This is a genomic window from Hyphomicrobium sp. (genome assembly GCF_036262015.1).
Taxonomy (GTDB): Bacteria; Pseudomonadota; Alphaproteobacteria; order Rhizobiales; family Hyphomicrobiaceae; genus Hyphomicrobium_C.
Genome location: NZ_DATAJR010000006.1, coordinates 71,609 through 93,532, shown reverse-complemented (window position 1 = coordinate 93,532; position 21,924 = coordinate 71,609). Strand labels below are relative to the sequence as shown.

At 61.8% G+C, this 21,924-nt stretch carries 26 protein-coding genes and 2 tRNA genes; 16 read left to right on the top strand and 12 right to left on the bottom strand.

The window, feature by feature from the left end:
* Window positions 1-43 precede the first annotated feature (43 nt).
* The 4 genes from VHO05_RS06000 to VHO05_RS05985 all read left to right on the top strand — a co-directional run bounded on the left by VHO05_RS06000 (window position 44) and on the right by VHO05_RS05985 (window position 2,153).
* Window positions 44-844, top strand: a complete 801-nt coding sequence (locus tag VHO05_RS06000; RefSeq protein ID WP_329645689.1) for a MipA/OmpV family protein — start codon at window positions 44-46, stop codon at window positions 842-844.
* Window positions 845-966: 122 nt separating this feature from the next.
* Window positions 967-1,266, top strand: coding sequence for a hypothetical protein (locus VHO05_RS05995; RefSeq protein ID WP_329645688.1), 300 nt, complete (start codon window positions 967-969; stop codon window positions 1,264-1,266).
* Window positions 1,267-1,423: 157 nt separating this feature from the next.
* On the top strand, window positions 1,424-1,702 hold the full coding sequence (locus VHO05_RS05990) for a hypothetical protein (protein WP_329645687.1): 279 nt from the start codon (window positions 1,424-1,426) through the stop codon (window positions 1,700-1,702).
* Between the two features lie 103 nt (window positions 1,703-1,805).
* The gene (locus VHO05_RS05985) at window positions 1,806-2,153 is read left to right on the top strand and encodes a hypothetical protein (protein ID WP_329645686.1); all 348 of its coding nucleotides are present in this window, start codon (window positions 1,806-1,808) and stop codon (window positions 2,151-2,153) included.
* On the opposite strand, the gene VHO05_RS05980 is transcribed toward VHO05_RS05985, so the two are convergent.
* The gene (locus VHO05_RS05980; RefSeq protein WP_329645685.1) at window positions 2,143-2,730 is read right to left on the bottom strand and encodes a pentapeptide repeat-containing protein; all 588 of its coding nucleotides are present in this window, start codon (window positions 2,728-2,730) and stop codon (window positions 2,143-2,145) included. The genes VHO05_RS05985 and VHO05_RS05980 overlap by 11 nt on opposite strands.
* Window positions 2,731-2,952: 222 nt before the next feature.
* Here VHO05_RS05980 and VHO05_RS05975 point away from each other — a divergent pair, with 222 nt between their 5' ends.
* From VHO05_RS05975 to VHO05_RS05960, 4 genes are all read left to right on the top strand, one after another.
* Window positions 2,953-3,465, top strand: coding sequence for a tetratricopeptide repeat protein (locus tag VHO05_RS05975; RefSeq protein ID WP_329645684.1), 513 nt, complete (start codon window positions 2,953-2,955; stop codon window positions 3,463-3,465).
* Window positions 3,466-3,624: 159 nt separating this feature from the next.
* Window positions 3,625-4,419 carry a hypothetical protein gene (locus VHO05_RS05970; RefSeq protein ID WP_329645683.1) on the top strand — a complete coding sequence of 265 codons (795 nt, stop codon included), beginning with the start codon at window positions 3,625-3,627 and terminating at the stop codon, window positions 4,417-4,419.
* A 114-nt stretch (window positions 4,420-4,533) separates the two neighbouring features.
* Window positions 4,534-6,369, top strand: a complete 1,836-nt coding sequence (typA, locus tag VHO05_RS05965) for a translational GTPase TypA (protein ID WP_329645682.1) — start codon at window positions 4,534-4,536, stop codon at window positions 6,367-6,369.
* A 184-nt stretch (window positions 6,370-6,553) separates the two neighbouring features.
* Window positions 6,554-6,994 carry a nuclear transport factor 2 family protein gene (locus VHO05_RS05960; RefSeq protein WP_329645681.1) on the top strand — a complete coding sequence of 147 codons (441 nt, stop codon included), beginning with the start codon at window positions 6,554-6,556 and terminating at the stop codon, window positions 6,992-6,994.
* 22 nt (window positions 6,995-7,016) lie between these two features.
* Here the strand turns inward: VHO05_RS05960 and VHO05_RS05955 are convergent, their stop codons facing one another.
* Window positions 7,017-7,691: a TetR/AcrR family transcriptional regulator gene (locus VHO05_RS05955; protein ID WP_329645680.1), complete on the bottom strand. Its 675-nt coding sequence runs from the start codon at window positions 7,689-7,691 to the stop codon at window positions 7,017-7,019.
* Window positions 7,692-7,832: 141 nt separating this feature from the next.
* Between VHO05_RS05955 and VHO05_RS05950 the strand changes: the two genes are divergently transcribed.
* Window positions 7,833-8,126 carry an antibiotic biosynthesis monooxygenase family protein gene (locus VHO05_RS05950; protein WP_329645679.1) on the top strand — a complete coding sequence of 98 codons (294 nt, stop codon included), beginning with the start codon at window positions 7,833-7,835 and terminating at the stop codon, window positions 8,124-8,126.
* Between the two features lie 72 nt (window positions 8,127-8,198).
* Here VHO05_RS05950 and VHO05_RS05945 read toward each other — a convergent pair whose 3' ends face one another.
* The gene (locus VHO05_RS05945; protein ID WP_329645678.1) at window positions 8,199-9,485 is read right to left on the bottom strand and encodes a hypothetical protein; all 1,287 of its coding nucleotides are present in this window, start codon (window positions 9,483-9,485) and stop codon (window positions 8,199-8,201) included.
* A gap of 213 nt (window positions 9,486-9,698) precedes the next feature.
* On the opposite strand from VHO05_RS05945, the gene ybaL reads away from it, so the two are divergent.
* Together ybaL and VHO05_RS05935 are read left to right on the top strand one after the other, a co-directional pair.
* A complete protein-coding gene (gene ybaL / locus VHO05_RS05940; protein ID WP_329645677.1) occupies window positions 9,699-11,531 on the top strand; it encodes a YbaL family putative K(+) efflux transporter in 1,833 nt (610 codons plus the stop codon).
* Between the two features lie 126 nt (window positions 11,532-11,657).
* On the top strand, window positions 11,658-12,518 hold the full coding sequence (locus tag VHO05_RS05935) for a hypothetical protein (RefSeq protein WP_329645676.1): 861 nt from the start codon (window positions 11,658-11,660) through the stop codon (window positions 12,516-12,518).
* Between the two features lie 112 nt (window positions 12,519-12,630).
* On the opposite strand, the gene VHO05_RS05930 is transcribed toward VHO05_RS05935, so the two are convergent.
* Complete coding sequence (locus tag VHO05_RS05930; RefSeq protein ID WP_329645675.1) at window positions 12,631-12,954, bottom strand: hypothetical protein; 324 nt, start codon at window positions 12,952-12,954, stop codon at window positions 12,631-12,633.
* A gap of 219 nt (window positions 12,955-13,173) precedes the next feature.
* Here VHO05_RS05930 and VHO05_RS05925 point away from each other — a divergent pair.
* Window positions 13,174-13,263, top strand: a tRNA-Ser gene (locus tag VHO05_RS05925).
* A 36-nt stretch (window positions 13,264-13,299) separates the two neighbouring features.
* Here the strand turns inward: VHO05_RS05925 and VHO05_RS05920 are convergent.
* The gene (locus VHO05_RS05920) at window positions 13,300-14,364 is read right to left on the bottom strand and encodes an ELM1/GtrOC1 family putative glycosyltransferase (protein ID WP_329645674.1); all 1,065 of its coding nucleotides are present in this window, start codon (window positions 14,362-14,364) and stop codon (window positions 13,300-13,302) included.
* 227 nt (window positions 14,365-14,591) lie between these two features.
* On the opposite strand from VHO05_RS05920, the gene VHO05_RS05915 reads away from it, so the two are divergent.
* On the top strand, window positions 14,592-15,815 hold the full coding sequence (locus tag VHO05_RS05915) for a hypothetical protein (RefSeq protein WP_329645673.1): 1,224 nt from the start codon (window positions 14,592-14,594) through the stop codon (window positions 15,813-15,815).
* A gap of 37 nt (window positions 15,816-15,852) precedes the next feature.
* Here VHO05_RS05915 and VHO05_RS05910 read toward each other — a convergent pair whose 3' ends face one another.
* Complete coding sequence (locus tag VHO05_RS05910; protein ID WP_329645672.1) at window positions 15,853-16,212, bottom strand: phasin family protein; 360 nt, start codon at window positions 16,210-16,212, stop codon at window positions 15,853-15,855.
* Window positions 16,213-16,711: 499 nt separating this feature from the next.
* Between VHO05_RS05910 and VHO05_RS05905 the strand changes: the two genes are divergently transcribed.
* On the top strand, window positions 16,712-17,605 hold the full coding sequence (locus VHO05_RS05905; RefSeq protein WP_329645671.1) for an SDR family oxidoreductase: 894 nt from the start codon (window positions 16,712-16,714) through the stop codon (window positions 17,603-17,605).
* A gap of 213 nt (window positions 17,606-17,818) precedes the next feature.
* Here the strand turns inward: VHO05_RS05905 and VHO05_RS05900 are convergent, their stop codons facing one another.
* Entirely contained in the window at window positions 17,819-18,031 is a 213-nt protein-coding gene (locus VHO05_RS05900; RefSeq protein WP_329645670.1) for a hypothetical protein, read from the bottom strand.
* 134 nt (window positions 18,032-18,165) lie between these two features.
* Window positions 18,166-18,513, bottom strand: a complete 348-nt coding sequence (locus VHO05_RS05895; RefSeq protein WP_329645669.1) for a hypothetical protein — start codon at window positions 18,511-18,513, stop codon at window positions 18,166-18,168.
* A 345-nt stretch (window positions 18,514-18,858) separates the two neighbouring features.
* Here VHO05_RS05895 and VHO05_RS05890 point away from each other — a divergent pair, with 345 nt between their 5' ends.
* On the top strand, window positions 18,859-19,038 hold the full coding sequence (locus VHO05_RS05890) for a hypothetical protein (protein WP_329645668.1): 180 nt from the start codon (window positions 18,859-18,861) through the stop codon (window positions 19,036-19,038).
* Between the two features lie 53 nt (window positions 19,039-19,091).
* On the opposite strand, the gene VHO05_RS05885 is transcribed toward VHO05_RS05890, so the two are convergent.
* Window positions 19,092-19,167: transfer RNA gene (locus VHO05_RS05885), tRNA-Thr, on the bottom strand.
* Between the two features lie 209 nt (window positions 19,168-19,376).
* Between VHO05_RS05885 and VHO05_RS05880 the strand changes: the two genes are divergently transcribed.
* On the top strand, window positions 19,377-19,634 hold the full coding sequence (locus tag VHO05_RS05880; RefSeq protein ID WP_329645667.1) for a hypothetical protein: 258 nt from the start codon (window positions 19,377-19,379) through the stop codon (window positions 19,632-19,634).
* Window positions 19,635-19,642: 8 nt separating this feature from the next.
* Here the strand turns inward: VHO05_RS05880 and VHO05_RS05875 are convergent, their stop codons facing one another.
* From VHO05_RS05875 to VHO05_RS05865, 3 genes are all read right to left on the bottom strand, one after another.
* Window positions 19,643-20,332 (bottom strand): class I SAM-dependent methyltransferase, encoded by a 690-nt coding sequence (locus VHO05_RS05875; RefSeq protein ID WP_414653699.1) that lies wholly within the window; start codon window positions 20,330-20,332, stop codon window positions 19,643-19,645.
* On the bottom strand, window positions 20,329-20,769 hold the full coding sequence (locus VHO05_RS05870; RefSeq protein ID WP_329645665.1) for an EVE domain-containing protein: 441 nt from the start codon (window positions 20,767-20,769) through the stop codon (window positions 20,329-20,331). The genes VHO05_RS05875 and VHO05_RS05870 overlap by 4 nt, the downstream gene beginning before the upstream one ends.
* An 84-nt stretch (window positions 20,770-20,853) precedes the next feature.
* Entirely contained in the window at window positions 20,854-21,849 is a 996-nt protein-coding gene (locus VHO05_RS05865) for an NAD(P)H-dependent glycerol-3-phosphate dehydrogenase (protein ID WP_329645664.1), read from the bottom strand.
* Between the last annotated feature and the right edge of the window lie 75 nt (window positions 21,850-21,924).

Genomic DNA, 21,924 nt, shown 5'->3' with positions numbered 1-21,924 from the left:
TAGCCAGATGGTCTCACGAGCGTTCACCCGGGAAGTGCTGTTCATGTTTTCACTGCGCGTAAAGTTCCATGTCCTTGCTTTCTCTTCACTTACCGTCTTTGGGCACGCCGCTTTCGCGGGCGATCTCGGGTTTGGTGGGACGGACTGGCAAGTGGGCGGCGTCGTGTTCGTGGCGCCGAAGTATGAAGGCGCGAAGGACTATGAAGTGCGCGGCGCGCCGTTCATTGCTCCCGCCGGTCTTGGCGAGACGAGCCGCGTTCAGTTCCGCGGACCGGATGATCTGCGCTTCCGCGCCATCGAATTCAACGGTTTCGAAGCCGGTCCGCTCGTCGGCTGGCGTTTCGATCGCGACCAGAGCGACGCTGCGCGCTTGCGCGGCCTCGGCGATGTGGACGGCGGTTTGGTCGCCGGTGGCTATGCCGCTTATCGTGCAGGGCCGATCACGCCGTTCGTTTCCTACCATCATCAATTGACCGGCGACGATACCGGCGCGCTGATCCGCTTCGGGGCGGAAACAAAAGCGCCGTTCGGATGGGGCTCGGTCACGGCAACCGCAGGCGCCACCTACGCCGATGACGACTACATGGACGCCTACTTCTCGGTGACGCAGGCGCAGAGTGCGTCATCGAAAGCGCATCTTGCCGCCTACGACGCGGACGCCGGCATCAAGGACGTGTTCCTTGGGCTGACGAGCGATGTGCCGTTGTCGGATGTTTGGACGCTCAAGCTCAGCGGTCGCTATTCGCGCCTGCTCGGCGATGCAGCCGACAGCCCGATCGTCGAGAGTGAGAACCAGTTCTTCGGCGGGCTCGGCCTCAGCTATCGATTCAGCCTCGGACAATAGGCGGCTCACAGAGCGAGCCTTGCGAGCGTATTACAAACGCTGCGCGATCGCGTCCGTATCGGAACTTCATCGTGTCCGACACGTTTCTCTTACTCACGCCGAAAAGTGAGAGGAGACAACCGTTGAAAATCGCCGCTCTAGCAGTTTCCGCAGCCTTGCTCGGAGTTCTGAGCATTTCTCCCGCAAGTGCCGTGCCGTCGTCCTCGGCGATCAAACACGCAACGGCGCAAGACGGTGGCGTGACTCAGGTTCAGTACAAATACAAAGGCCAGCGAGCCTATAGAAAGGGCTACCGCCAAGGCTATCGCTCGGGACGTCACTATCGCCATGCGCCGCCGGGCTGGCGCCGTTATTCGGCGCGTCCCTACGGCTGGCGCACGCGCGGCTGCATCGTGATCGGACCGGTCTGGTACTGCCCGTAACGGTGCGTTCCAATTCTCAACGACCCATGCCGGGGGACACTTCCCCGGCATTTCATTTGCCTGTTGCGGTGTGTGTTCCTTGTGGAGCAGCGGCCCCCCGTATTGCGAGCAGTATCCCTGCCGAATGCCGCAATGCGGCTTTGACAGGAGACGGGGCATGGGCTCGCTCAACGAAAAGCTCGACAATCTTCAGAGCACCCTCGAGAGGGAAAACGCGCGCCACGATGACATTCTGAGGCACCGCCCCGGATGGTGGCACGTCGGGAAGCTTGTTCTTGGCTGTGCGTTCATCGCCCGATCCGGGCATCTTGCGTTGCAAGCGGACAGCGTCGACGGGTATGCGATCGCGCTCTTGTTTTTCGCGGGCGGCGCCTTTTTCGCCTATGAGAGCGTCAGCATGCTGCGCGAACGCCGGTGCGACGCAACATCTTCGTGACGGGACGACGACACGCGCCGTCCTTGTGACCGAAACAGCCGTTCGACATTGCATATAGCGACGGTTAGTATCTGTACGGCTGGTTGGCGAGGGGAGACGGGACGTGAACCAGATCATCAATCAGATCGTGGAATTCCTGCAGCAGGGCATTGCCTGGATCTTCAACTTCTTCAAGCTGATCTGGACGTGGTCGTTCGGCCAGATCATCGCGATCTTCCAGTCGGATTGGCAGAGCCTGCCAATTTGGAAGATCGTCATCCTGGTGCTGGTCGTCATTGGGATCGTCTACGTGCTCTACAAAGCCGTTCGCGAGCTGTGGGACGCCGCCGAGAAGATCCTCAAGGCGTTTATTGGCCTGCTCGGCGTACTCGTGACCATTCTTCCCTACATTCTGGTCGCTGGGCTCATCGCATTCGGCGGCAGCTGGATCATCCAGAACGTCAACTTTTAGCAGGCTGGGCGGGATTACCGGCCCTTTGCTTTTGCGCTCGTTTCACGAGTCCGGCCTTCTCCGGATCGAACCCGTTTGGCCAGCGTGTGGCATCGTCATAGGTGACGCCGCTGAGATCGACGCCCTCCAACTTTGCGCCCGTCAGATCCGCGCCGCTCAAACGCGTCGGGCGGTCGGGCAGACATTCTAGGGCGCGCACGCCGCGCAGGTCGGCTCCGGTGAGACACGCCCCGATGAACTCCGCGCCGGACACATCTGCACCGCGCAAATCCGCGCCTTTGAGATTCGCGCCGTGCAATTCTGTCGTGCCTCCCAGATTGTCGAGGCCGAGCGACGCGCCGCGGAGGTCCGCACCTTCGAGATTGGCGCCATGGAGCATGGCTCCACGCAGATCGCAGTCGCGTAGAACCGCACCGGACAGGTTCGCGTCATGGAAGCTCGCCCAGTAGAAGTCGGTTCCCGTCATGTCCACTCCGGAAAGTTCGGCGAACATGAGATCGCGTCCTTCCTGCATGGTGCCAGCGAGTGACCGGTCACCGGGCGGCAATCGTACAAAGTCGAGATAAGTATCGCTCATGGTGGCGGCGCCCAATTGCAACGTCCAAAGCCCCAGCCAGCATAGCGCGTGCTATGCTTGTGGGTGTTCCGCAGGGAACAGCAGGCCAATCGCGCGAACCGCATAGCTTGTGGACAGATCGACTCTTCCCGTTCTCCGGAACCTCATTTGCTGGGATGAATTGAAATACTGTGGAACGTGCGCCGGTTTGGCGTGCAGCGCCGGAGGAAAGGAGAGATCCCGATGATCACTCTCTCGACCGCCACTTCGATGGTCGTATTGGCGGCTTCGCTCGGCGGCGCAATCCAGGACTGCAACGAAGCGCCGGACCCCAAGCGGCAAATTTCAGGCTGCTCGGCCTATATCGCGAGTGGCCAGGCCGAAGGGGAAAATCTCGTCACAGCTTACGTGAACCGCGCCGTCGCCCGCGCAGCGACACACGCGTACAAAGGCGCCCTTGCCGATTTCTCCGCCGCACTCAAGGTCGATCCGAAAAATTGGCTCGTGTTCTACAATCGCGGTAGCGTCTTCTTCGACCTCGGCAAGGACGATCTCGCGATCAAGGACTTTGCCTCCGCGATCGAAGCCGATCCCAATACGGCCATCGCCTACTACAATCGCGGCCTCGCCTACGAGCGGCGCGGTGACATGCAAAAGGCGCTCGAGGATTATCGGCGCGCCGTGGCGCTCGATCAGTCGGACGTCAATGCGAAGGAACACCTCGATCGCTTGACGGCACGCGAGCAGAATTTCTGAGGCGAGATCGCGCCGGGACGAAGGCCAGCCGCGCACCTCCTATGCCGCTTTTCTCAAGCGCTTTCGCGGGCTAACGGGATTGCCCTTGAATTGCCGCTGTGGGACGGTCACGGTTGCACGTCCGTCCGTTGCCGCCCTGTAGCAGAAACTCCTTCCTCCATGACCCGCGCCTCGCTCAACCGCACGCTCCGCCGCGCCTACTTCTGGCTGATCCTCGTGCTTGTCATTTCGCTGGCTTCAAAGTTCGCGGATCGCATTCCCTGGATTGCCGGGACGCCGATCGAAAGGGCGGCCCAGGATCTCTACGAGTATCTGAAAGACATGGCGCTCGTGTTCGTCACGGTGGTTGCGGCCTATCTCGCGAACGTGTTCCAGAAGCGTTCGAAATTCGTCGAGAGCCTGGAAGAGGAATGGCGCGGCATCGTGCGGACCAAGTCCGCGCTCTATACCTACTGCGAGAAGCCGTACGTCTCGACCGACGACTATTTGGCTGCGTTCTGCCGCATCTCCGAGACGATCGACAACATGCGCATCGTCTATGCGAACGCCGGTGAGACTGCGAGCCTCGTCGGCCTTTACCCCTACGCCCCGCTGCACGACATGCGGCGTGCCCTGCAGTCGATCGATCCCCGCCAGCGTCCGGACATCCCCCCCGAGGAGCGAAAGCTCGCTCGCGATGCCATCCTGCAGTCGTTCTATGCGCTCCGGGAAACCATGCTCGAGGAGCTCGATCTCGACGAGCCGTCGCATCCGCTGCTGATCGCGGGGGGGCGGCGCCTGAAACAGCCGGGCGCCACGCGGCAAGCCAGGGCCCGTCAGGAGCGCCAGCGGAACCGGCGGGACCACCTTCCGTCGCCAAAACCGGACGTCGATGCCTTCCTGGCCCAGCTTTATCAGGCCGAACAGGCGGGGGAGGCCGCCCCCCGGGGCGCCCCCCCTGCCTCATCAGCTTAATGGCCGCGCTACCTGTGACTGGCGGGAAAACGCGCGGTGTGCTACCTCCGCGCCAGATTATTGCGGCGCACACATTTCCATCTTGGGTTGCGCCGACACCTCATCGGGACACCCATGGATATTCGCAACATCGCGATCATCGCGCACGTCGACCACGGCAAAACGACCCTCGTCGACGAACTTCTGAAGCAGTCCGGCTCTTTCCGCGAGAACCAGAAGGTCGCCGAGCGGGCCATGGACTCGAACGACCTGGAGCGCGAGCGCGGCATCACCATTCTCGCGAAATGCACGAGCGTTGTCTGGAAAGATACGCGCATCAACATCATCGACACGCCCGGCCACGCCGACTTCGGCGGCGAGGTTGAGCGCATCCTCAACATGGTCGACGGCGTCGTGGTGCTCGTCGACGCTTCGGAAGGCCCCCTGCCGCAGACCAAGTTCGTCGTGTCGAAGGCGCTCAAGCGCGGCATCCGGCCGATCGTCGCCATCAACAAGATCGACCGTCCGGACGAGCGGCACCTCGACGTCTTGAACGAGATCTTCGATCTTTTCGCCAACCTCGATGCCACCGACGAGCAGCTGGATTTCCCGGTGCTCTATGGCTCGGGCCGCAATGGCTGGATGGCCCTCGATCCGGCCGGGCCCAAGGAAGACCTGGCGCCGATGTTCGATCTCATCGTGCGGCATGTTCCGGCGCCGACCGTGGAGCCGGGCCCGACACGCCTGCTCGCAACGACGCTCGAAGCCGACAACTTCCTTGGCCGCATCCTGACGGGGCGCATTTCGTCGGGCACCCTCAAGGCCAATCAGCAACTCAAAGCGCTGAACCGCGACGGCAAGCAACTTGAGACGTTTCGCGTTTCGAAAGTCCTCGCCTTCCGCGGTCTCGAGCGCATCCCGGTGGAAGAAGCGCACGCCGGCGAGATCGTGGCCGTGGCTGGCATGAGCGAAGCGACGGTGGCGGACACGCTCTGCGATCTCTCGGTCGAACAGCCGATCGAAGCGCAGCCGGTCGATCCGCCGACGCTGTCGATGACGTTCCGCGTCAATGACGGGCCGTTCGCCGGCCAGGAAGGCGACAAGGTACAGAGCCGCGTCATCCGCGACCGCCTGATGAAAGAAGCCGAGCGCAATATCGCGATCCGCGTCACGCCTTCGAACGATGGCGGCGAGAGCTTCGATGTGGCCGGCCGAGGCGAGTTGCAACTCGCCATTCTCCTGGAAAACATGCGCCGCGAGGGCTTCGAGCTGACCGTTTCGCGTCCCAAGGTGGTGTTCCGGACCGACGAGGCAGGCCAAAAGCTCGAACCAATCGAAGAGGTCATCATCGACGTCGACGACGGCCACACCGGCATCGTCGTCCAGAAGCTTTCCGAGCGCAAAGGTGCTCTGCTCGAGATGAGGCCTTCGGGCGGCGGTCGCACGCGCATGGTGTTTCACGTACCGACGCGCAGCCTGCTCGGCTATCAGGCGGAGCTCTTGTCCGACACGCGCGGTACCGCCGTGATGAACAAGCTGTTCCATGCCTACGAGGCGTACCGCGGCGAGATCGCCGGACGCCACACCGGCGTGCTGATCTCAAACTCGGACGGCGAGGCGGCAGCCTACGCCATCTTCAACCTGCAAGATCGCGGGCCGTTCTTCATTGGTCCGCAGACGAAGGTCTACGTTGGCATGATCGTCGGCGAGCATACGCGCGACAACGATCTCGAAGTGAATGTCGTCAAGGGCAAGAAGCTCACCAACGTCCGAGCGTCCGGCAAGGACGACGCCGTTCTCCTGACCCCGCCGATCAAGCTCACGCTGGAGCGGTCGATGAGCTACATCACCGACGACGAACTCGTCGAAGTTACACCCGAATCCATTCGTCTCAGGAAGCGCTGGCTCGATCCGAACGAGCGCAAGAAGCAGGAGCGTAAGCGCGAGGCGGAGCGCGAGGCCGTAGCCTAGAGTTGACACCTTTTCGCATTTGTTCGCGCTGTAGTTGGTATCGTTTAGATTCTACACTGTATTTTGAAGAAGCAGACTGGTAAAATAACCTGAGACTGCATTTGCGTTCCTTGTGATCATTTTTTTCTACGTCCCACGCGGGGGTGTCGGCCTTTGGCCGGCACCGGCAATTGGGGAACAGACATTGAAAAAGCTAGATGCGCATGCTGCGCGCGAAATTATTGATTCAAGTCACAACGCCTGGAGCCGGGGCGATATCGAGGCGATGTTGGCGCATTTTACCGACGACGTGATCTATTGGTGCAATGCTGGATCTCTAGACGGCATCCCGCACATTATCGAAGGCAAGCAGTCTCTCCGCACCTTCCTCAGATCAATCGTATCTGTCGCCGAAAGCGCGACGGCGACGGATCACTTTCAATTCGAGGACGGACTCGGCCGGGCTAGCGTCGAAGCCTATATCCGCCACCGTCGGACGGGACACGTGCTCTCCGGCACCTACCGGCAGATCGTGACCTATCGCGGGCGCAAGATTGCGCGCCTCGAAGAGTATCACGACGCAGCGAAGATGGCGGCGTTCTGGCGGATGGTGACGAGCGAAGAGACGGTCGAGCAGCAGAAGTAGGCGACGTCTGCCGCGTACAGCTTCACGCTTTGCGACCCCGAGCACCGGCAATCCCTTTCAGGGCCCCCGGGGCGCCTTTCAGGAATTTCGCCACGGTCAGCGCGACGAAACCGTCGATATCCGCGGTGACCTTAATGCCATACACCCAGCGCCGGATCGCGAGATAGAAGATCTCGCCATGCAAGCCCCACGACAACTCGACGGCCTCGTCCGAAGGCGTTTCCGCGCTGACGCCAGCGTCGACGAGGCGCTCTAGTTCGAGGGCGACCGGAAGTATCACTTTCCGCCGGACGAGTTTCAGATAGCGCTGGTTGATGTTGACGCCGGCAAGGCCGCCGTACACGAACGTCCTCACCCACTCCGGCCGGTCTACGGCGCGGAGGTAGTCCGAATAAAAACGGATGAGCCGTTCGGGGAAATTCAACGACCGGTCTTCGAGCATCGTGTCCCACGACGGGTTCCATCGCGCGAGATAGATCTGGTCATAAACCCGGTCGATCAGCAGGTCCTTTGTGGGGAAATAGCGGAAGAGCAGCGCGTGCGAGATGCCGAGGCGCGCAGCCAGATCTCTCATACTGCCGTCGAAACCCACCTCCGAGAAGTAGAGGACGGCCCCTTCGACAATCTCCTCTTCGCGGCGTTGCGGATCCAAACGTTTCCGCTTCGGCTTTGCCGGGCCTTCGTCTGCGTCGTGCATCGGCCATCTCCTGCCAAAGCGCGGGTGCGACTAGTTGACCATATGGTCATTATATTGATGTCACACGAGCGCAGCACCTATATATTGACCACATGGTCATTAGTCCAGTGCCATCCCGATCTACCCCGCAGGAGGATTCAAATGTCGAATGCCATCGTCGTTACCATGCGCCTCACGCCGTCGGACCCGAATGCGTTCCAGACCTTTCTGACCGACATCCTTCCCGATACGCGCAAGGCGCGGGGATGCAGATCCTGCACGACCCACACGGAAAAGGACAACGCCGGAAACTTCCTGCTGCTGCAGGAATGGGATTCGATCGAGGATCAGCAGGCCTACATGGCGTGGCGCGACTCGACCGGGGTGCTCAAGACGTTTCTGGGTCATCTCGCCAAGCCGGCTGAGGTCAACATCTGGCAGCTCAACAAGGCTTGATCCACGACGAGCTGCGGACGGCGTTCGCACACGCCGTCCGCCCATTTCATCGACAGAGACAGTCTTGCGCCGTCATTCGATTACGATCGTCGCAACGTAGTCCATCGTGCGGTTGACGTTATCGGGCGGCAGCAGTGTGTTCAGCAGGTACGAAGTGGGAGAGTAGTTCTCCGGAACTCCGACGTTGAAGGCCGTCCTGATCATTCGGGCCCGCGTGCGCTGGAGAACGTTGCCGCCCGTCACACCGAGATAATAGTCTTTCAAAGTCACGAATTTCGGCTGCATGGCTTCCGCAACTTTGCGGTGGCCTTCCGACATCTTCTTGAGGCCAGCCGGGTTCTCGACGAATACCGACTCGAGCAACGCCCGGCGCTCCGAGAGCGGAGCCTTGAGGCCGTCGATGACGGTCAGCGGCCCATCGGCGAGGCCGATGCGGGAGGAGCGGCCTTCGTTCGGTACGTTGTTGCCCGTTGCAACCAACGGCCGCATCGGCGGCTTGACACAGGAGGGCACACGGGTGCCCTTGAACTCCTCGGCCGTTGTGCCGGGATCGCAGTCCTTGAGCGCGAGCAGCGACCACGCGAACTCGGAGCAGTAGAGATCCAGCGTGCCCGCGGGGTTCTGCCCGAGCGCGATCTGCCCAAGGTGTTGAACGAAATTCAACGAGTGATTGGGTTTGAACTTCGGCGCGTTGTAGTTGTCGTTGAACTTGATCTGGCTCGGATAGACGCGCTTGGCGTTACTATTCAGGCGCGTGGCCCAGGCCAGGATGTTGGCGCGCTCGGCGTCGTTCAAGTCTCGCGGCCGCACCACGTGGATATAGTTCAGAGTCCGGTAGTGCTCGCTGGTGAGGTCCGCGCTCATGCCCTTGCCGAGGTATTCCTCGTTCATAGGGTTGTCGAGGTTTCGTAGCTTTCCGTCCTTGATGTAGGCGACGCCGGTGTGACTGATGCCCATCTGGATGTTGGGGTAGGCGCCGGCGCCTCCCCATTCGGAGCGGAACGTCAGCAGGATGTCGCCGGTCTGGAAGATTCCGCTCTTGGCAAGACGCTGAGCCATGCCGGCGCGCGGCGTCACGACCAAGCGCAGTCCCGCGTCGCTATTCGTCTTGATCGCATCGGGGTGCCTGAAGTCGAGCAGGACGTCTGTCGTATCGAATCCTGCATTACCGAGGGGTGCCCATGTGCTTTTGGGAAGCGTGAAAAAAATCGGGATGTTGAGTTTTTTCGCGAGGCGCTCGTTGGCCTTCTCGCTGAACGTGAATTGCTTCGGCGCCGACCAAGCGGGGGCAGCCGCCAGCGCAACACCCAAAGCCGCAATGATCGAAGCCTTTGCGTTCAGCTTTCTGCGTTTCGACATGTCCGGATGCTCCCCACCCCTACGTATTTGCATTGGTCTCACTCTCGCTTGACGAAGGCGCTCTAGGCAAGGCCGCACACGCACTTACCCGCCGGTGGCGCCACCCTATTCGGTTTACAATTTCCGTAAGGTTTGGCTTTTTTACATGCCGTGATCGCATTCATCGGTGACTTTACGAGCGCCTTTGAATCCCCGTTCCGATCCAGGAGGACCATGCCACACGATGTCTCGCTGATTGCCACGATCTCCATGGGTCTTGTGCTCGCCTTCATCGGCGGCATGATCGCAAACAAGCTGCGCCTGCCCCCTCTGGTGGGCTACCTGCTTGCGGGCGTCGCGCTTGGCCCTTTTACGCCCGGCCTCGTCGGCGACGCGCATATCGCCGGGCAGCTCGCCGAGATTGGCGTCATGTTGCTGATGTTCGGTGTCGGCCTCCATTTTTCGATCAATGACCTTCTCGCGGTCCGCGGCATCGCGGTGCCCGGCGCGATAGCTCAGATTGCGGTTGCCACGGGTTGCGGGATGGCACTCGCCCATTTCTGGGGGTGGGGTATCGGCGCGGGTATCGTGTTCGGTCTGGCTCTCTCCGTCGCCAGTACAGTCGTGCTGCTGCGCGCGCTCGAGCAACGCAACGCGGTCGACACGCTCAACGGTCAAATCGCCGTCGGCTGGCTCATCGTCGAGGATCTCGCGATGGTGCTCGCTCTCGTCCTGCTGCCCGCGCTCGCGGGCGTGCTGGGCGGTGAAGCAGCCGGACGCGGCGTCGCCAGCCACCTTTCCGGCGGGAGCGTCGGGATGACGCTCCTCCTCACGTTGGGGAAAGTGGCACTCTTCACGGCCCTGGTATTTATTGTCGGGACACGCGCCGTGCCGTGGGTTCTCCAGCTTGTCGCGCGCACGGGATCACGCGAGCTTTTCACGCTCGCCGTACTCGCGATCGCACTCGGCATCGCTTACGGCTCGGCTGAGCTGTTTGGTGTGTCGTTCGCGCTCGGCGCCTTCTTTGCCGGCGTCGTGCTCAGCGAATCCGATTTCAGCCACAAGGCGGCGGCCGATTCTCTGCCTCTGCAGGACGCGTTTGCAGTTCTCTTCTTTGTCTCGGTCGGCATGCTGTTCGATCCGAGCATTCTCGTCAAAGAACCGCTTGCGGTGCTCGCCGTCGTTTTTCTGATCGTGTTCGGAAAGTCGCTGGCTGCGTTCGCCATCGTGCTTTTGCGCGGGTATCCGATCAATACCGCGCTGACGGTGTCAGCAAGCCTGGCGCAGATCGGCGAGTTCTCGTTCATCCTTGTGGGACTGGGGGTCACGCTCGGCTTGCTGCCGACGGAAGGGCGCGATCTCATTCTTGCGGGCGCGATCCTGTCGATCATGCTCAACCCTCTCGTCTTTGCGTGCGTCGACCCCTTGACGGCATGGTTTCGCGCGAGACCGAAGCTGCTCTCCATGCTCGAAAGGCCCACTGGTTTTGAAACCCTGCCCGAAACGACCAAGTGCGCGGGGCTCAAGGACCATGCCGTCATCGTGGGGTACGGGCGCGTCGGCAGCGCCATTGGCGACATCCTGCAGGCCCAGGGCCTCCCCTTCGTCGTGATCGACGAGAACCGCAGGCGCGTGGAGGAGCTGCGCAGCAAGGGCATCCTGGCTGTCTATGGCGACGCCACGGCTACGGGCGTCATGGATGCCGCCTGCATCGCGAATGCCAAACTTCTGATCCTGGCCATCCCGCCGAGTTACCAGAAGCGGCAGATTTTGGAATTGGCGCGGGCTGCCAATCCGACCATCGACACGGCCGTACGGACGCATCGCGCGTCGGAACTCGCCTACCTCAAACAGCAAGGCATAGGGCTTGCGATCATGGGGACCCGGGAAGTGGCCCTTGGGCTTTTGGGGTACTCACTCACGAGCCTCGGGTACCCGCCAGACAAGGCCGAAGCCGTTGTTCGGCAGGCCCGGCGTTCGGGAGACGGTGCGGCTTTCGAGCAACCTTCGGATCTCGATCTGCCTGAAGCGAGCCCCGAACTTCGCGAGCACCGTGAAGGGCGGTGAGAGTAGCCGCCTTCGGGTCACACCCGGATCGGGAAGCCCTCATTTACCCTGCGGCCCCGTGACTCGGCGCGGCAGGGCCTCTAGAATGCTGGCCAACCAAAGACGGGTTTGGGGGAGTTCAGGGCAATGACGGACGCGGCGGTGAGCAGCGGGGAACATGCGCTTCCCGAGGTCAAGCATGAGCGGGACGTGTATGCCGTCGGAGGAGGGCGCAAGACGTTCTTCTCGTTCGTCTTCCTTCTGCTCCTCCCCTTCTTCGCCAGCCTGCCCGCCATGATCTACATGCGGGTGAAGAGCGGCTTGCTCTTCGACGCTATCGGCCTCGGCATCATGGCGACGGCCTTCACGATCCTGATGTTTCTTATCGTCGTGGAACTCTTGTTCTCATTGCTCGCGCGTGTGGAGCTGGGCGAGACGTCCGTGAAAATGACGCTGCCGTCGGGTCGCGGTCCGACGCCGATGCTGTTCTACAAGAGCTATGACATCCCATACGACCAGATCCAAACGGTCGAGACCCGTCGCGAGATCTATGGCGGCTCGCTCGTGCCGGTGCTGCTCAAAGGTGCCCGGATCATCACGAAGGACGAGAAGTCGATCCCGATCGGCTACGTGAGCGAAGCCAATGTCGACCCGTGCTTCCCCTATCCTGAAATCGCGAAGAAGATCGCAGATCGCGCGCGGCTCCCGCTCATCGACCGCGGCAACGTCCGCCGGTCGTTCCGCCGGAAGTTCTTCGGTATCAAGGGCAGCCGCGTGAACGAGGTCGATGCGGTCGACGAGGCGCAGATCACCGAGCTGAACAAATCGCACCACAACGTCGTGATGGGCCTGGTTGGTGCACTCGTGGTCCTGATCGCCATCGGCATCGTCGACGACTTCGCAAGCGAAACCCCGATCGGGCAGACCGCCTCCACGGCGTTCCCGGTCGTCAGCAAGATTGCGCCGACCGCGAAGACCAAACCTACGACGCCCGCCACGAAGCAGTAGATTTGCCGGGCCTAGGGTCGTTCAGGCGTTCGTTGAACCGAGGACCGATCCTCGTTCTTTGTTTTGTCGTGCTCCTTATCGGAAAACCGGTTCCCACTTTTCCGGAAGCACTCTAGTTGGCGCGCTCGTTGACGAAGATCGTCACGCTCCTGCGCCTGCGACCGGCGTAGCCGCTCATCAGCGCCAAAACGCCGAAAGTGACGAACGTCGGCACCTCGAGCAACGGCTCGACAAGTCCGTTCCAGAGCCAAGGTGCGGCCCCGGATATCGCTTTTTTGGCCGCGCCGAATGAGCTCGGGCCCAGATCCAGCCAGTGGGCCGCCAGCGACGTCGCCTTGAAGGCGCCAGCCCCGTAGATCGCGGGGGTGGCGTCGATCACGAGTGCCACGGTCGCGATCAGAAGAAACAGAGCGGACAGGAAGCGAAAAACGGGCATTTGAAGGTTCACCGGGGTTGGCGAAAGGGCTTGCGATTCACGCTAGGCGCCGCTCCCAAGCTCTAACATAGGTAACGGAAAAAGAAGACCGGATCGGGCCCGTTCGCGTGTTGCCTCCAAGGCGGTTATGAGTATAGTGCGCCGCTCCACATCGGAATTCGACGACCGATGATTTGCGCTCCGGACCGTTTGGTTTGGAGGCGATCGCGGTGGGCTTCAGGAGAGATGGCCGAGTGGTTGAAGGCGCACGCCTGGAACGCGTGTAGGCGGGCAACCGTCTCGTGGGTTCGAATCCCACTCTCTCCGCCACTCCGATATGGGCATAATCCCTGATATTTCAATCTACTACACGGCCGGTGCACGCAACCCGGTCGCCGTCAGCACGATGTCCGCGAGCGGATCGAGATAGTTCTCAGTTGACGGCTCGAGCGCAAGCGTCGCGGCAGCCAATGCGGCCGCATCGGTGCTCGCCAGCGGGAGTACGCGCAGCCGTTTCGCGGCGACAAAGCCCGCAACCGCTTCGTCATCGCGATGGGGCCCGACTTTTCGAGGGGCGAGGGCAATAGCCGGGCGCCGCGAGAGGGCGGCCTCGGTCATCATCGACATGGAATCGCTGGTGACCAGGATCAGGTCGCAATCGAAGGAGGCTTCGATGGAGCCAGCTCCCTTGATCCGATAATCGATCACGGACACACCGCCGCCGGGCCGCTTCACGAGCGGCATCAGCTTTTCGTATGCCTCATCGGGCGTGCGACGCGATGTGACGATCGTTACGAAGCAGCCTCGTTCAGACACCAACGTCTCGACGAGGTCTGCGAGGCGCGACCAATCCTGGCTCGCAAAGTGGGAGTACGGGGTCGGGCCGCCGATCAGCAGACTGATGCGGGCGTCGCGAAAGTCCTCCAGACTGCGCAATGGGCGAGGCGGCGGGATACCTTCGGGATTGAATGGCCCGGGCTTCGGTGCCGCCACGATTTTCGGGGGCTGGGCTACCGAGGCATACGGCGTGAGCACGAGGTGGAACCGCTTGAGCGGATAGCCGCGCGTCGATCCGCAAAATACGTTCGGCACGCCCCAGATCCGGGCCAGCGAGACGTTGGCACCAATCGTGGTGCCGGCCGTGGAAACGATCATGTCGGGCTTTTCGAGCTGATTGGCATCGAGCCCATAGAGCCAGCTCAGGTACCGCGGTGGAGGAAGCACCCGTCCCAACCTCGTCACGAGACCCTTGGCCAGGGGGACGCGCGGCACGAGCTGCAGCCGGTCGAGAGCGACCGGGCGACGCCTTTCAATGGCGGCCACTACGCCTTCGCTCTGCCGGAAGTGACCGGGCCGGCCGTCCGAAATGAGAAGCACGCGGATCGGAGGACCCTCCGGCCCCGGCTCTTGTCGCTGGTCTAGCAGGCTCATCCCCTCGTGTGGCTGGTGTCGAGGACGCATCTTCTTCAAGGCGGGTAGGCTTGTCTACTCCCGCCCGGGCCGGACCTTGCCACACTTTTGCCGCCCGCGGCGGGACATCTCCCCGAGCGTTCGGCGCAGCGCGGCATTGGGCCTCGGGCGTGGCCGGGAAACCCTAGGCGAAAGCGTGCCGATCAGCATACTGGCGGCCAAACTTCCCCATTCGGCAGGACCCGCTCATGTCATTCGGTGCGCGTGCGTTTGTGTTCATCGTCTACTTCGTGCTCGGGCTTTCGTTCCTGGCCGTTCCAGGCGTCTTGTTTTGGGAATTCGGTCCCGAGAAGGCGCTGACCTTTGCCGCTTTTGACAGCCACCTGTTTCTCTTCTTTCCGACGCTTGGGCTCGTCGCGCTGGCCGCGTTCTATGTGCCCTCGTGCGCGTTCGTCGACATGTATTGGCGCCATGTCTCGTTCGGGCGACTGAGATTTCTCATCGGGCTTGTCGTGCTCGGCGCTGTGGCGACGCAAATCGCGTTCGGCCTTTCGGCGAACCCGCACCGGTCGGTCTGGGACATCAAGCCTGCCACGCTTGTCACGGACAAGAGCGAACCCGCCGGATGCAGCGATGCCGGAAAGCCCTGCGAGCGTATCGCGTTGCTGGACGGCGTCACGAACCTCACGCATGTCAGCCAGCGCCGACTTGGCGTCCGCGAGTTCTTTCGCTCGTGCCAGGCCGAGCCGCTGATCGAAGCCGACACCGCCGAGGAGACCAAGCGCTTCTGTTTCGCATCAACGCCGTTGACTGATACTCCCCGTCTCAGCACGGACGCCGAATGCTGCCAGGCGCAGCGGCGCTATCAATCGGCCATCGACCGGCTCTACGTGGATCCGACGCAGCAATCGATCACAGGACGCATCCACAAGCTCCTGCTGCCGTCGAAGGTGTTCTTCCTCTTCATTCTGCTCGCCATCAGCGTTCTGCTGACGCTGAGGCATTCGGGCGTGAAGCGGCATTACCCCGACCAAATCAGCCGGATCGAGCTGAGCGTGATCGTCGGAGCTGTCGCCATGATCTTCTTCCCGCTCATGAGTCAGGGGTATGTGCAGTCGGCGGATGCGCTGTTCGGGGTGCAGCAAAAAGGCGGGTTCAGATCCATCGTCACGCTGATGAGTTTTCTGTTCGGCGCGTGGGCGATGCTGCTGCTCCTGTTCTCCTTCCGCCAGCATGACCAGGATCTCGAGCTGGCAGCGAAGCTCGCCGGTGTGGCGGTCAGTACCATTGCCGTCGTGAAGTATGATCTACTGGTGTCGATCGTTGTGCGCTTTCTCGGATCCGGCGCAGATACCCTCTCAATTGCGCTTCTGTGCGGACTCGCGCTTGCCGCCGTCCTCGTGCTGCTATCGCCCTTGGCGAGGCGCGTCGTTGTCGGATCGGAGAAACAGCCTCATCCCGGCCGCGCATAAGCGCGCCGGGCGTAAAGGCTGTCGGCATTCTCGAACGTCAGTGACGAATGTCCGCTTCAACTTCGTCCATGCGGGACTTCATCACGTTTGCCGTCTCATCGGCGAGCTTCTGATTCAGTCGCGCGAAGTATTGGAACTCAGCCTGGTACTGCTGCTGAGCACGCTGGATGAACTCCGAATAGGCGGTAAACAGGTCCTGCACCGTCTTGCATTCCATGAAGCGCTGCGAGGCGGCCATGTCCTCGTTGAGACGACGATTGACGAACCCCAACCATTCGTTGTTGGCCTTTGACATCTGTTCGAGGAAACGGCCGTTGAGTTCCGTCATGGCGGCAAACACTGGACGATTGAGACTGAGCCACGCTTCGAGCGGGGCCAGGCCGGGAGTCTTGTCCAAGCCCTGGTCTGCTAGCGATCTTGACGCATTTGCATTCATAGTACGCTCCTCCACCAGTGGTTCGACCGCAGCGAACGATCGGAACCTTCAAAAACCGAAGTTGCGGCCGGCATGGCTATCAAATGCGCACCCGGCTCCTATAGTTGCAGCGGTTATTGACGGCGCGCCGTAGTCTCGCTGTGACGGGCCTCTCCGCAGTCGGCGTCATGAGGTAGATGCATGACGTCCGCCCTTCGATCCTTGAGAGCCCTACTGTCGCGCTGCCCATGCAACGGGGCTCAAGTTCTTTCGCGGTTATCCACAAGATACCGGCGCATATGAGACCCATCTTTGCGCATGATCAAGGCCTCCAAAACCCGTCCGGTGGCTGCAATTTTGGGCTGCGTCATAAACTTTGTCCGCTTCATCAATGATTTGTCTGCTCGATTTTCACACTCAGAATGTTGAAAATCTCTCATCATATTAATTTGCACTTTGCATCTCAGCTCGGAGTGCGTGCATGTCGCGAATTCTCACGTCCGTTGCGGATCTTTGGATCGGTCGCTACGCGAAGCCGAACCCGGCCGCCTGGGTGCAGGTCCAGGCCCTCGCTCCCGCAGTGGTGGTGACGGGTGCATCCCGTGGTATTGGCCGCGCGCTCGCTCACCGCTTTGCCCGCGCAGGACGCGACATCGTTTTGATCGCTCGCGTGCGCGAAGCGCTCGACGTCGCCGCGCGCGACATCGCACGCGACACGGGCGTTTCGGTTCACTCCGTTGCGCTCGACGTTACCGACCAGGACGCGCCGCATCGTCTGGACGCGGCGCTTCGCGAAGCCGGAGTCTATGCTGATGTCCTCGTGAACAACGCCGGCATCGGCCTCGCCGGATTGTTCGCCGATCATTCGCAGGAGGACCTCGAGCGTCTGATCGCGATCAACATCACCGCCGCGACGCGACTCATGCGTCATGCTCTGGCGCCGATGCTTGCGCGCGGACGCGGCGGAATTCTCAATGTCGGATCGTTGGGCGGACTCGTGCCTGGTCCCCATCAAGCCGCTTACTACGCGACCAAAGCGTATCTCATATCGCTCACGGAAGCCGTCGCGCACGAAGTGCGGGGGCGTGGTGTGAGGATTGCCATCGTCGCACCCGGCCCGGTCGAAACGAGCTTCCATGGTGCGATGGGGGCCGAGGCAGCGCTCTACCGCACGATTATACCGTCGCTCACCGCGGATGCCGTTGCGCGGAGCGCGTACCGGGGATTTCAGGTCGGCCGGACCGTTATCATCCCGGGGGTACTTCCCAGCGTGGGCGCCCTTGGCGTGAAGCTCCTGCCTCACGCCATCACGGTTCCATTGGTTGGGCGGCTGCTTGCTCTCCCTCGACCCGCCGAGCAGCACGATGCACGCTGACCTGCGACGAAATGTACTTTGGTTCCAGGAGACGGCAAAAATCGAACGACGTTTGCAGAGTTGAAACGATTTCGGGGTTTAATCATACCCAAGCGCCAGGGATTTAGGTCCCGCGTACCTTGGCGCACGTCGCGGTGGCCTGGCGAGAGCATGCTCTCGATAGGCCGCCGCCATTGTTTTTGGACACTCTCAATCGATTGTGTATGCGGGTTGCTAAGCTGTGCCCCGCCGCCTTGCCACTTCCTGCGCGAGCCTGTCGACCAGAGCTTTGTCGATCCGGGCCGGCCTTCGGTCTGCCGGGCGATCTGGCGTGTCCGATGTTTCATCGCCGATTGCGACGGGATCGCTCGCGGGAAACGTGGCTTTCAACGCTTCATCAAGCTCTCTCTGAAGCTCGGCCTGAGACGCCCTTTTCTTAATGTCCATTCGGACTCCTCCCGAACGAAAGCAAAGAGGTAACGCCCGGATACCCGGCTAGTTCCCAGCCTCGCTATACCGCCAACAGAAATCCCGCCCGCAGTGTCGGCGGACGGGATTCCCAGCGTGGCAACGTGGCGAGACTAGAGACGACGGCGGAGGGCGCGGTAGCCGGGCTCCACATAGTCCGCGAGCCTATCCACCAGATCGGTGTTGCGACGCGCAGGAGCAAGTTTCCAAAGCACGCCAACGGCACACGCGAATGCAGCTACCGCCCCGATTGCCAGAAGCGGCTGGGACTGCACGAAGCGCCGCGTAGCCTCGATTGCCGACTCGGCCTGTTCGCCCGCGCTGCGCAACGCCCGACCGCCTTCGGTGGCCGCCGCATCCAACGCCTCTTCGGCCTTGCGTTTAAGCTGGTGGACGGCGTCGGGGCTTTCGCCTGGGCGGGTGCCCGAGGTGCTCTGATAGGAGGGGTTCGACTGGACCATGGCGACACTCCTTGATGCGTAACTGAACCGGCGATCTGCGACGATAGGAACTGGATCGCGGAAAAAACGCGAGAAGCAGCGCATTCGTTCCCGCGCAGATCAGGCACGAGCCGAAGGTTGCCGAACGGCGCGCTATTCACCGGAACGAGACAGGCCGAAGATCTGTCCCGGATTCCCTTCGGGCCGCCGTCTCGACTTGAAACCTCGAATCCCCGGATTCGCCGCTTCCTCTCCCGGCGGACTATCTCCCCGCAGCTGGGATTGCGCTCTGCTGTGGTTCTCCCGCACTAGAGGCAAGGACGATCGCTAGGGAACAATGAGGGCCTGATTCTATCGGGGGTCCCCATGCAAAAGAAAACCCTTTGCTTCCTCGTCCTGGGCGCAAGCCTCGGCATGCTCCTGCAAAACTTGGCCAAGCGACGCGCTCTTGCCGGCCCCCGGCCGGTTACCCGGTCGAGTTCCGGCGAAGTCATCGACTTCACCGCCTGGAAAGAGTCGCGAAATCGCAACCAACTCGCGGTTTAAAGACCCACGACGGCTACGTATGGATTTTGAAGTCGTGAGGCGTTTGAAATGGCTGGTGCCGCAAACAGGACTCGAACCTGTGACCCCGTCATTACGAATGACGTGCTCTACCAACTGAGCTATTGCGGCTGCGCCTTGGTGGGGCCTCGAGGGCCCGTAGGCGCGCCTTGATAGGCTGATTTCGTCCGGGGTTCAAGACCGACTTCGCACCTCAGCGCGCCCTTTGGGCCGCGGCGGGGTGCGGCATCCTTACGAAATCCCCTCGGCCGGAACCGGACCTGGGCTCTGGCGCGTTAACCTCCGAATACGCCGTCACCCCCCTGGGGAGGGAACCAGCCATGACGTCGCGGAACCCGGTTCTGGAGGATATGATCGCGCGCATGCGTCAGCCTATCCAGCTTGAGGATACGGCCGACGAAGAGGCGCTCCGGATCATGGTTCGATATGGTCTGTCCCATCCGGTCACGCTCGCGGCCGCGATGAAGATTGTCGCCTCGGAAATGAGGCACGGACGGCTGAAGGAAATCGAAGCGACAGCGCGTGCCTTGCACAGCAAACTCCTTCGCCGCCACACCGAGCCTGATACCTCTCAATAGGTCCGCGATCAGAGCTGCCACACGGACGTGCGTTTGATTTCGGCATCCTCAAGCTCGCGGGTGACCGGAACCTGATACTCCGCCGCAAGCGTGAACCGGCCTGCCGGAAAATAGCTGCGCTTTGGATCGCCGATCAGCACGCGCGCGCCCGCCGCCGCAGCCCACTCGATATACGCCGTAACGCGCTCCGCGAGTTCGCGCTCGTAAAACAGATCTCCGACCAAAACGACATCCGTTCGCGCCGGCGCACGCGCGAGCAGATCGTCGTCGGTGGTTTCGAGACCCACGTCGTTCAACGCCGCATTGAGCCGGACCGCCGCGAGCGCCAGGGCATCGATATCCGCCGCGAGCACATGCACCGCACCTGCCCGCTTGGACGCGATCGCGGTCAGTCCCGAGCCTGAGCCAAGGTCGAGCACCGTACGCCCCGCAACGAGCTCCGGGTTATCCAGCAAATAGCGGGCAAGGGCCTGTCCGCCGGCCCATGCAAAGGCCCAATACGGGGGCGGGACGTTCATCTCGCCCAGCTCCTCCTCGGTTTTCTGCCAGATCGGCACACTCTCCTCGGCGAGGTGAAGCTTTATCTCCGGCACCAACGGAGGCGAGAGCACACGCGTATTGGCTTCGATGAAGCTGCGCGCGGACACGTCGTCGTTGGGATCCAACGGCGTTTGAACTGTGGGATTGGTTCTGGTCATGCTTTCTTCGCGCGCTTCGTCGGCGCCAAGCCGCCCATCTTGCAGACTTCGGCCCATTCCTTCTCGGTCACGGGTTGAACCGACAGACGGAACGATGTCACGAGCGACATTTCGGCGAGGCGGGGGTTCAATTTCGCAGCTTCCAGTGTCACCGGACGTGGAAGGGGCTCGATCGCCTTCACGTCGACGCATTGCCATTTGCCGGTGTCGTCAGTCGGGTCCGGATGCGCCAGCGCGATCACCTCGCAGATGCCTACGACTTCCTTGCCGATGTTCGAATGGTAGAAGAAGCAGAGATCGCCGAGCTGCATGGCCTTCATGTTGTTGCGGGCGGTGAAATTGCGAACGCCCGACCAAGGTTCGCCTTTGGCGCCCTTGGCGACCAGGTCGTCCCACGAAAACGCATCGGGTTCAGATTTGAGCAGCCAGTAAGCCATTGCAGTCGTCTCGCACATCGGAACTCGGGTTCGCGTCGAACCTTACGCCATATTCGACGAGGCTCAAGACGCCAAGCCGAAGGGTTAGTCCTCGGCCTTGAAGGGGCGGCTCATGAGGCCGGCAATCGCGTCATCGACCGACACGCGGCCTTCGAGGATGGCATGCACCGCTTCGGTAATCGGCATTTCAATGCGCTTTTCCTCGGCTAGGCGAACGACGGCCGCAGCCGTGTAAACGCCCTCCGTCACCGAGACGCGCGAACCAAGCACGGCTGTCAGCGTCTCTCCGTGCCCCAGCGCGCGACCGAGGCTCATGTTGCGGGACTGAGGACTCCCGCAGGTCAACACCAGGTCACCGAGACCTGACAGACCCATCATGGTCTCGGGACGCGCGCCCAGCACGCGGCCAAGGCGGCGCAATTCGGCGAATCCGCGTGTGACCAGCGCCGCGTGTGCGCTAGCTCCGAGCCCTTTGCCATCGACGATGCCGGCTGCAATCGCGAGTACGTTCTTGAGTGCGCCGCCAAGCTCGACGCCGACAATATCGTCGGACCAATACAGGCGGAGCTGGCGATCACCGATGCACTCGGCGAGCACTTTTCCCAGACGCTCGTCGCGGCAGGCGATGGTGAGCGCTGCGGGAAGTCCGCGGGCCACGTCTGCGGCGAAGCTCGGACCTGACAGAACGGCCAGCGTCATGTCGGGGACGGTTTCGGCGACGACTTCCCCCAGGAGCTTGCCGGTCGTCTGCTCAATGCCCTTGGCGCAGACAATCAGCGGCTGACCGGGACGCGCGACTGCGGCGAGGGATTTTGTCACCGAGCGGACGTGCTGGGCCGGACAGACCAGCAGGATCGCATCCGCCGCTGCGCAGTCTGCGATCTTTTCCGTCGCCAAGATCCGCCGATCGAGCGAGACGCCCGGAAGAAACGCGCGGTTGACGCGGCGCGTGTTGATGTCGTCCACGGTTTCGGGCTCGCGCGCCCAGAGCACAACGTCGCGGCCGGAGAGCGCCAACGTCTGCGCGAGCGCTGTGCCCCAAGCGCCGCCGCCGATCACACCAATTCGATCCATGCTCATGACTGGCCCATCCCTTCGTTCCGTAGGCATAGCATGGCGCAGACCTGCGACGCTTCAATGGTCGTCGATATCAAC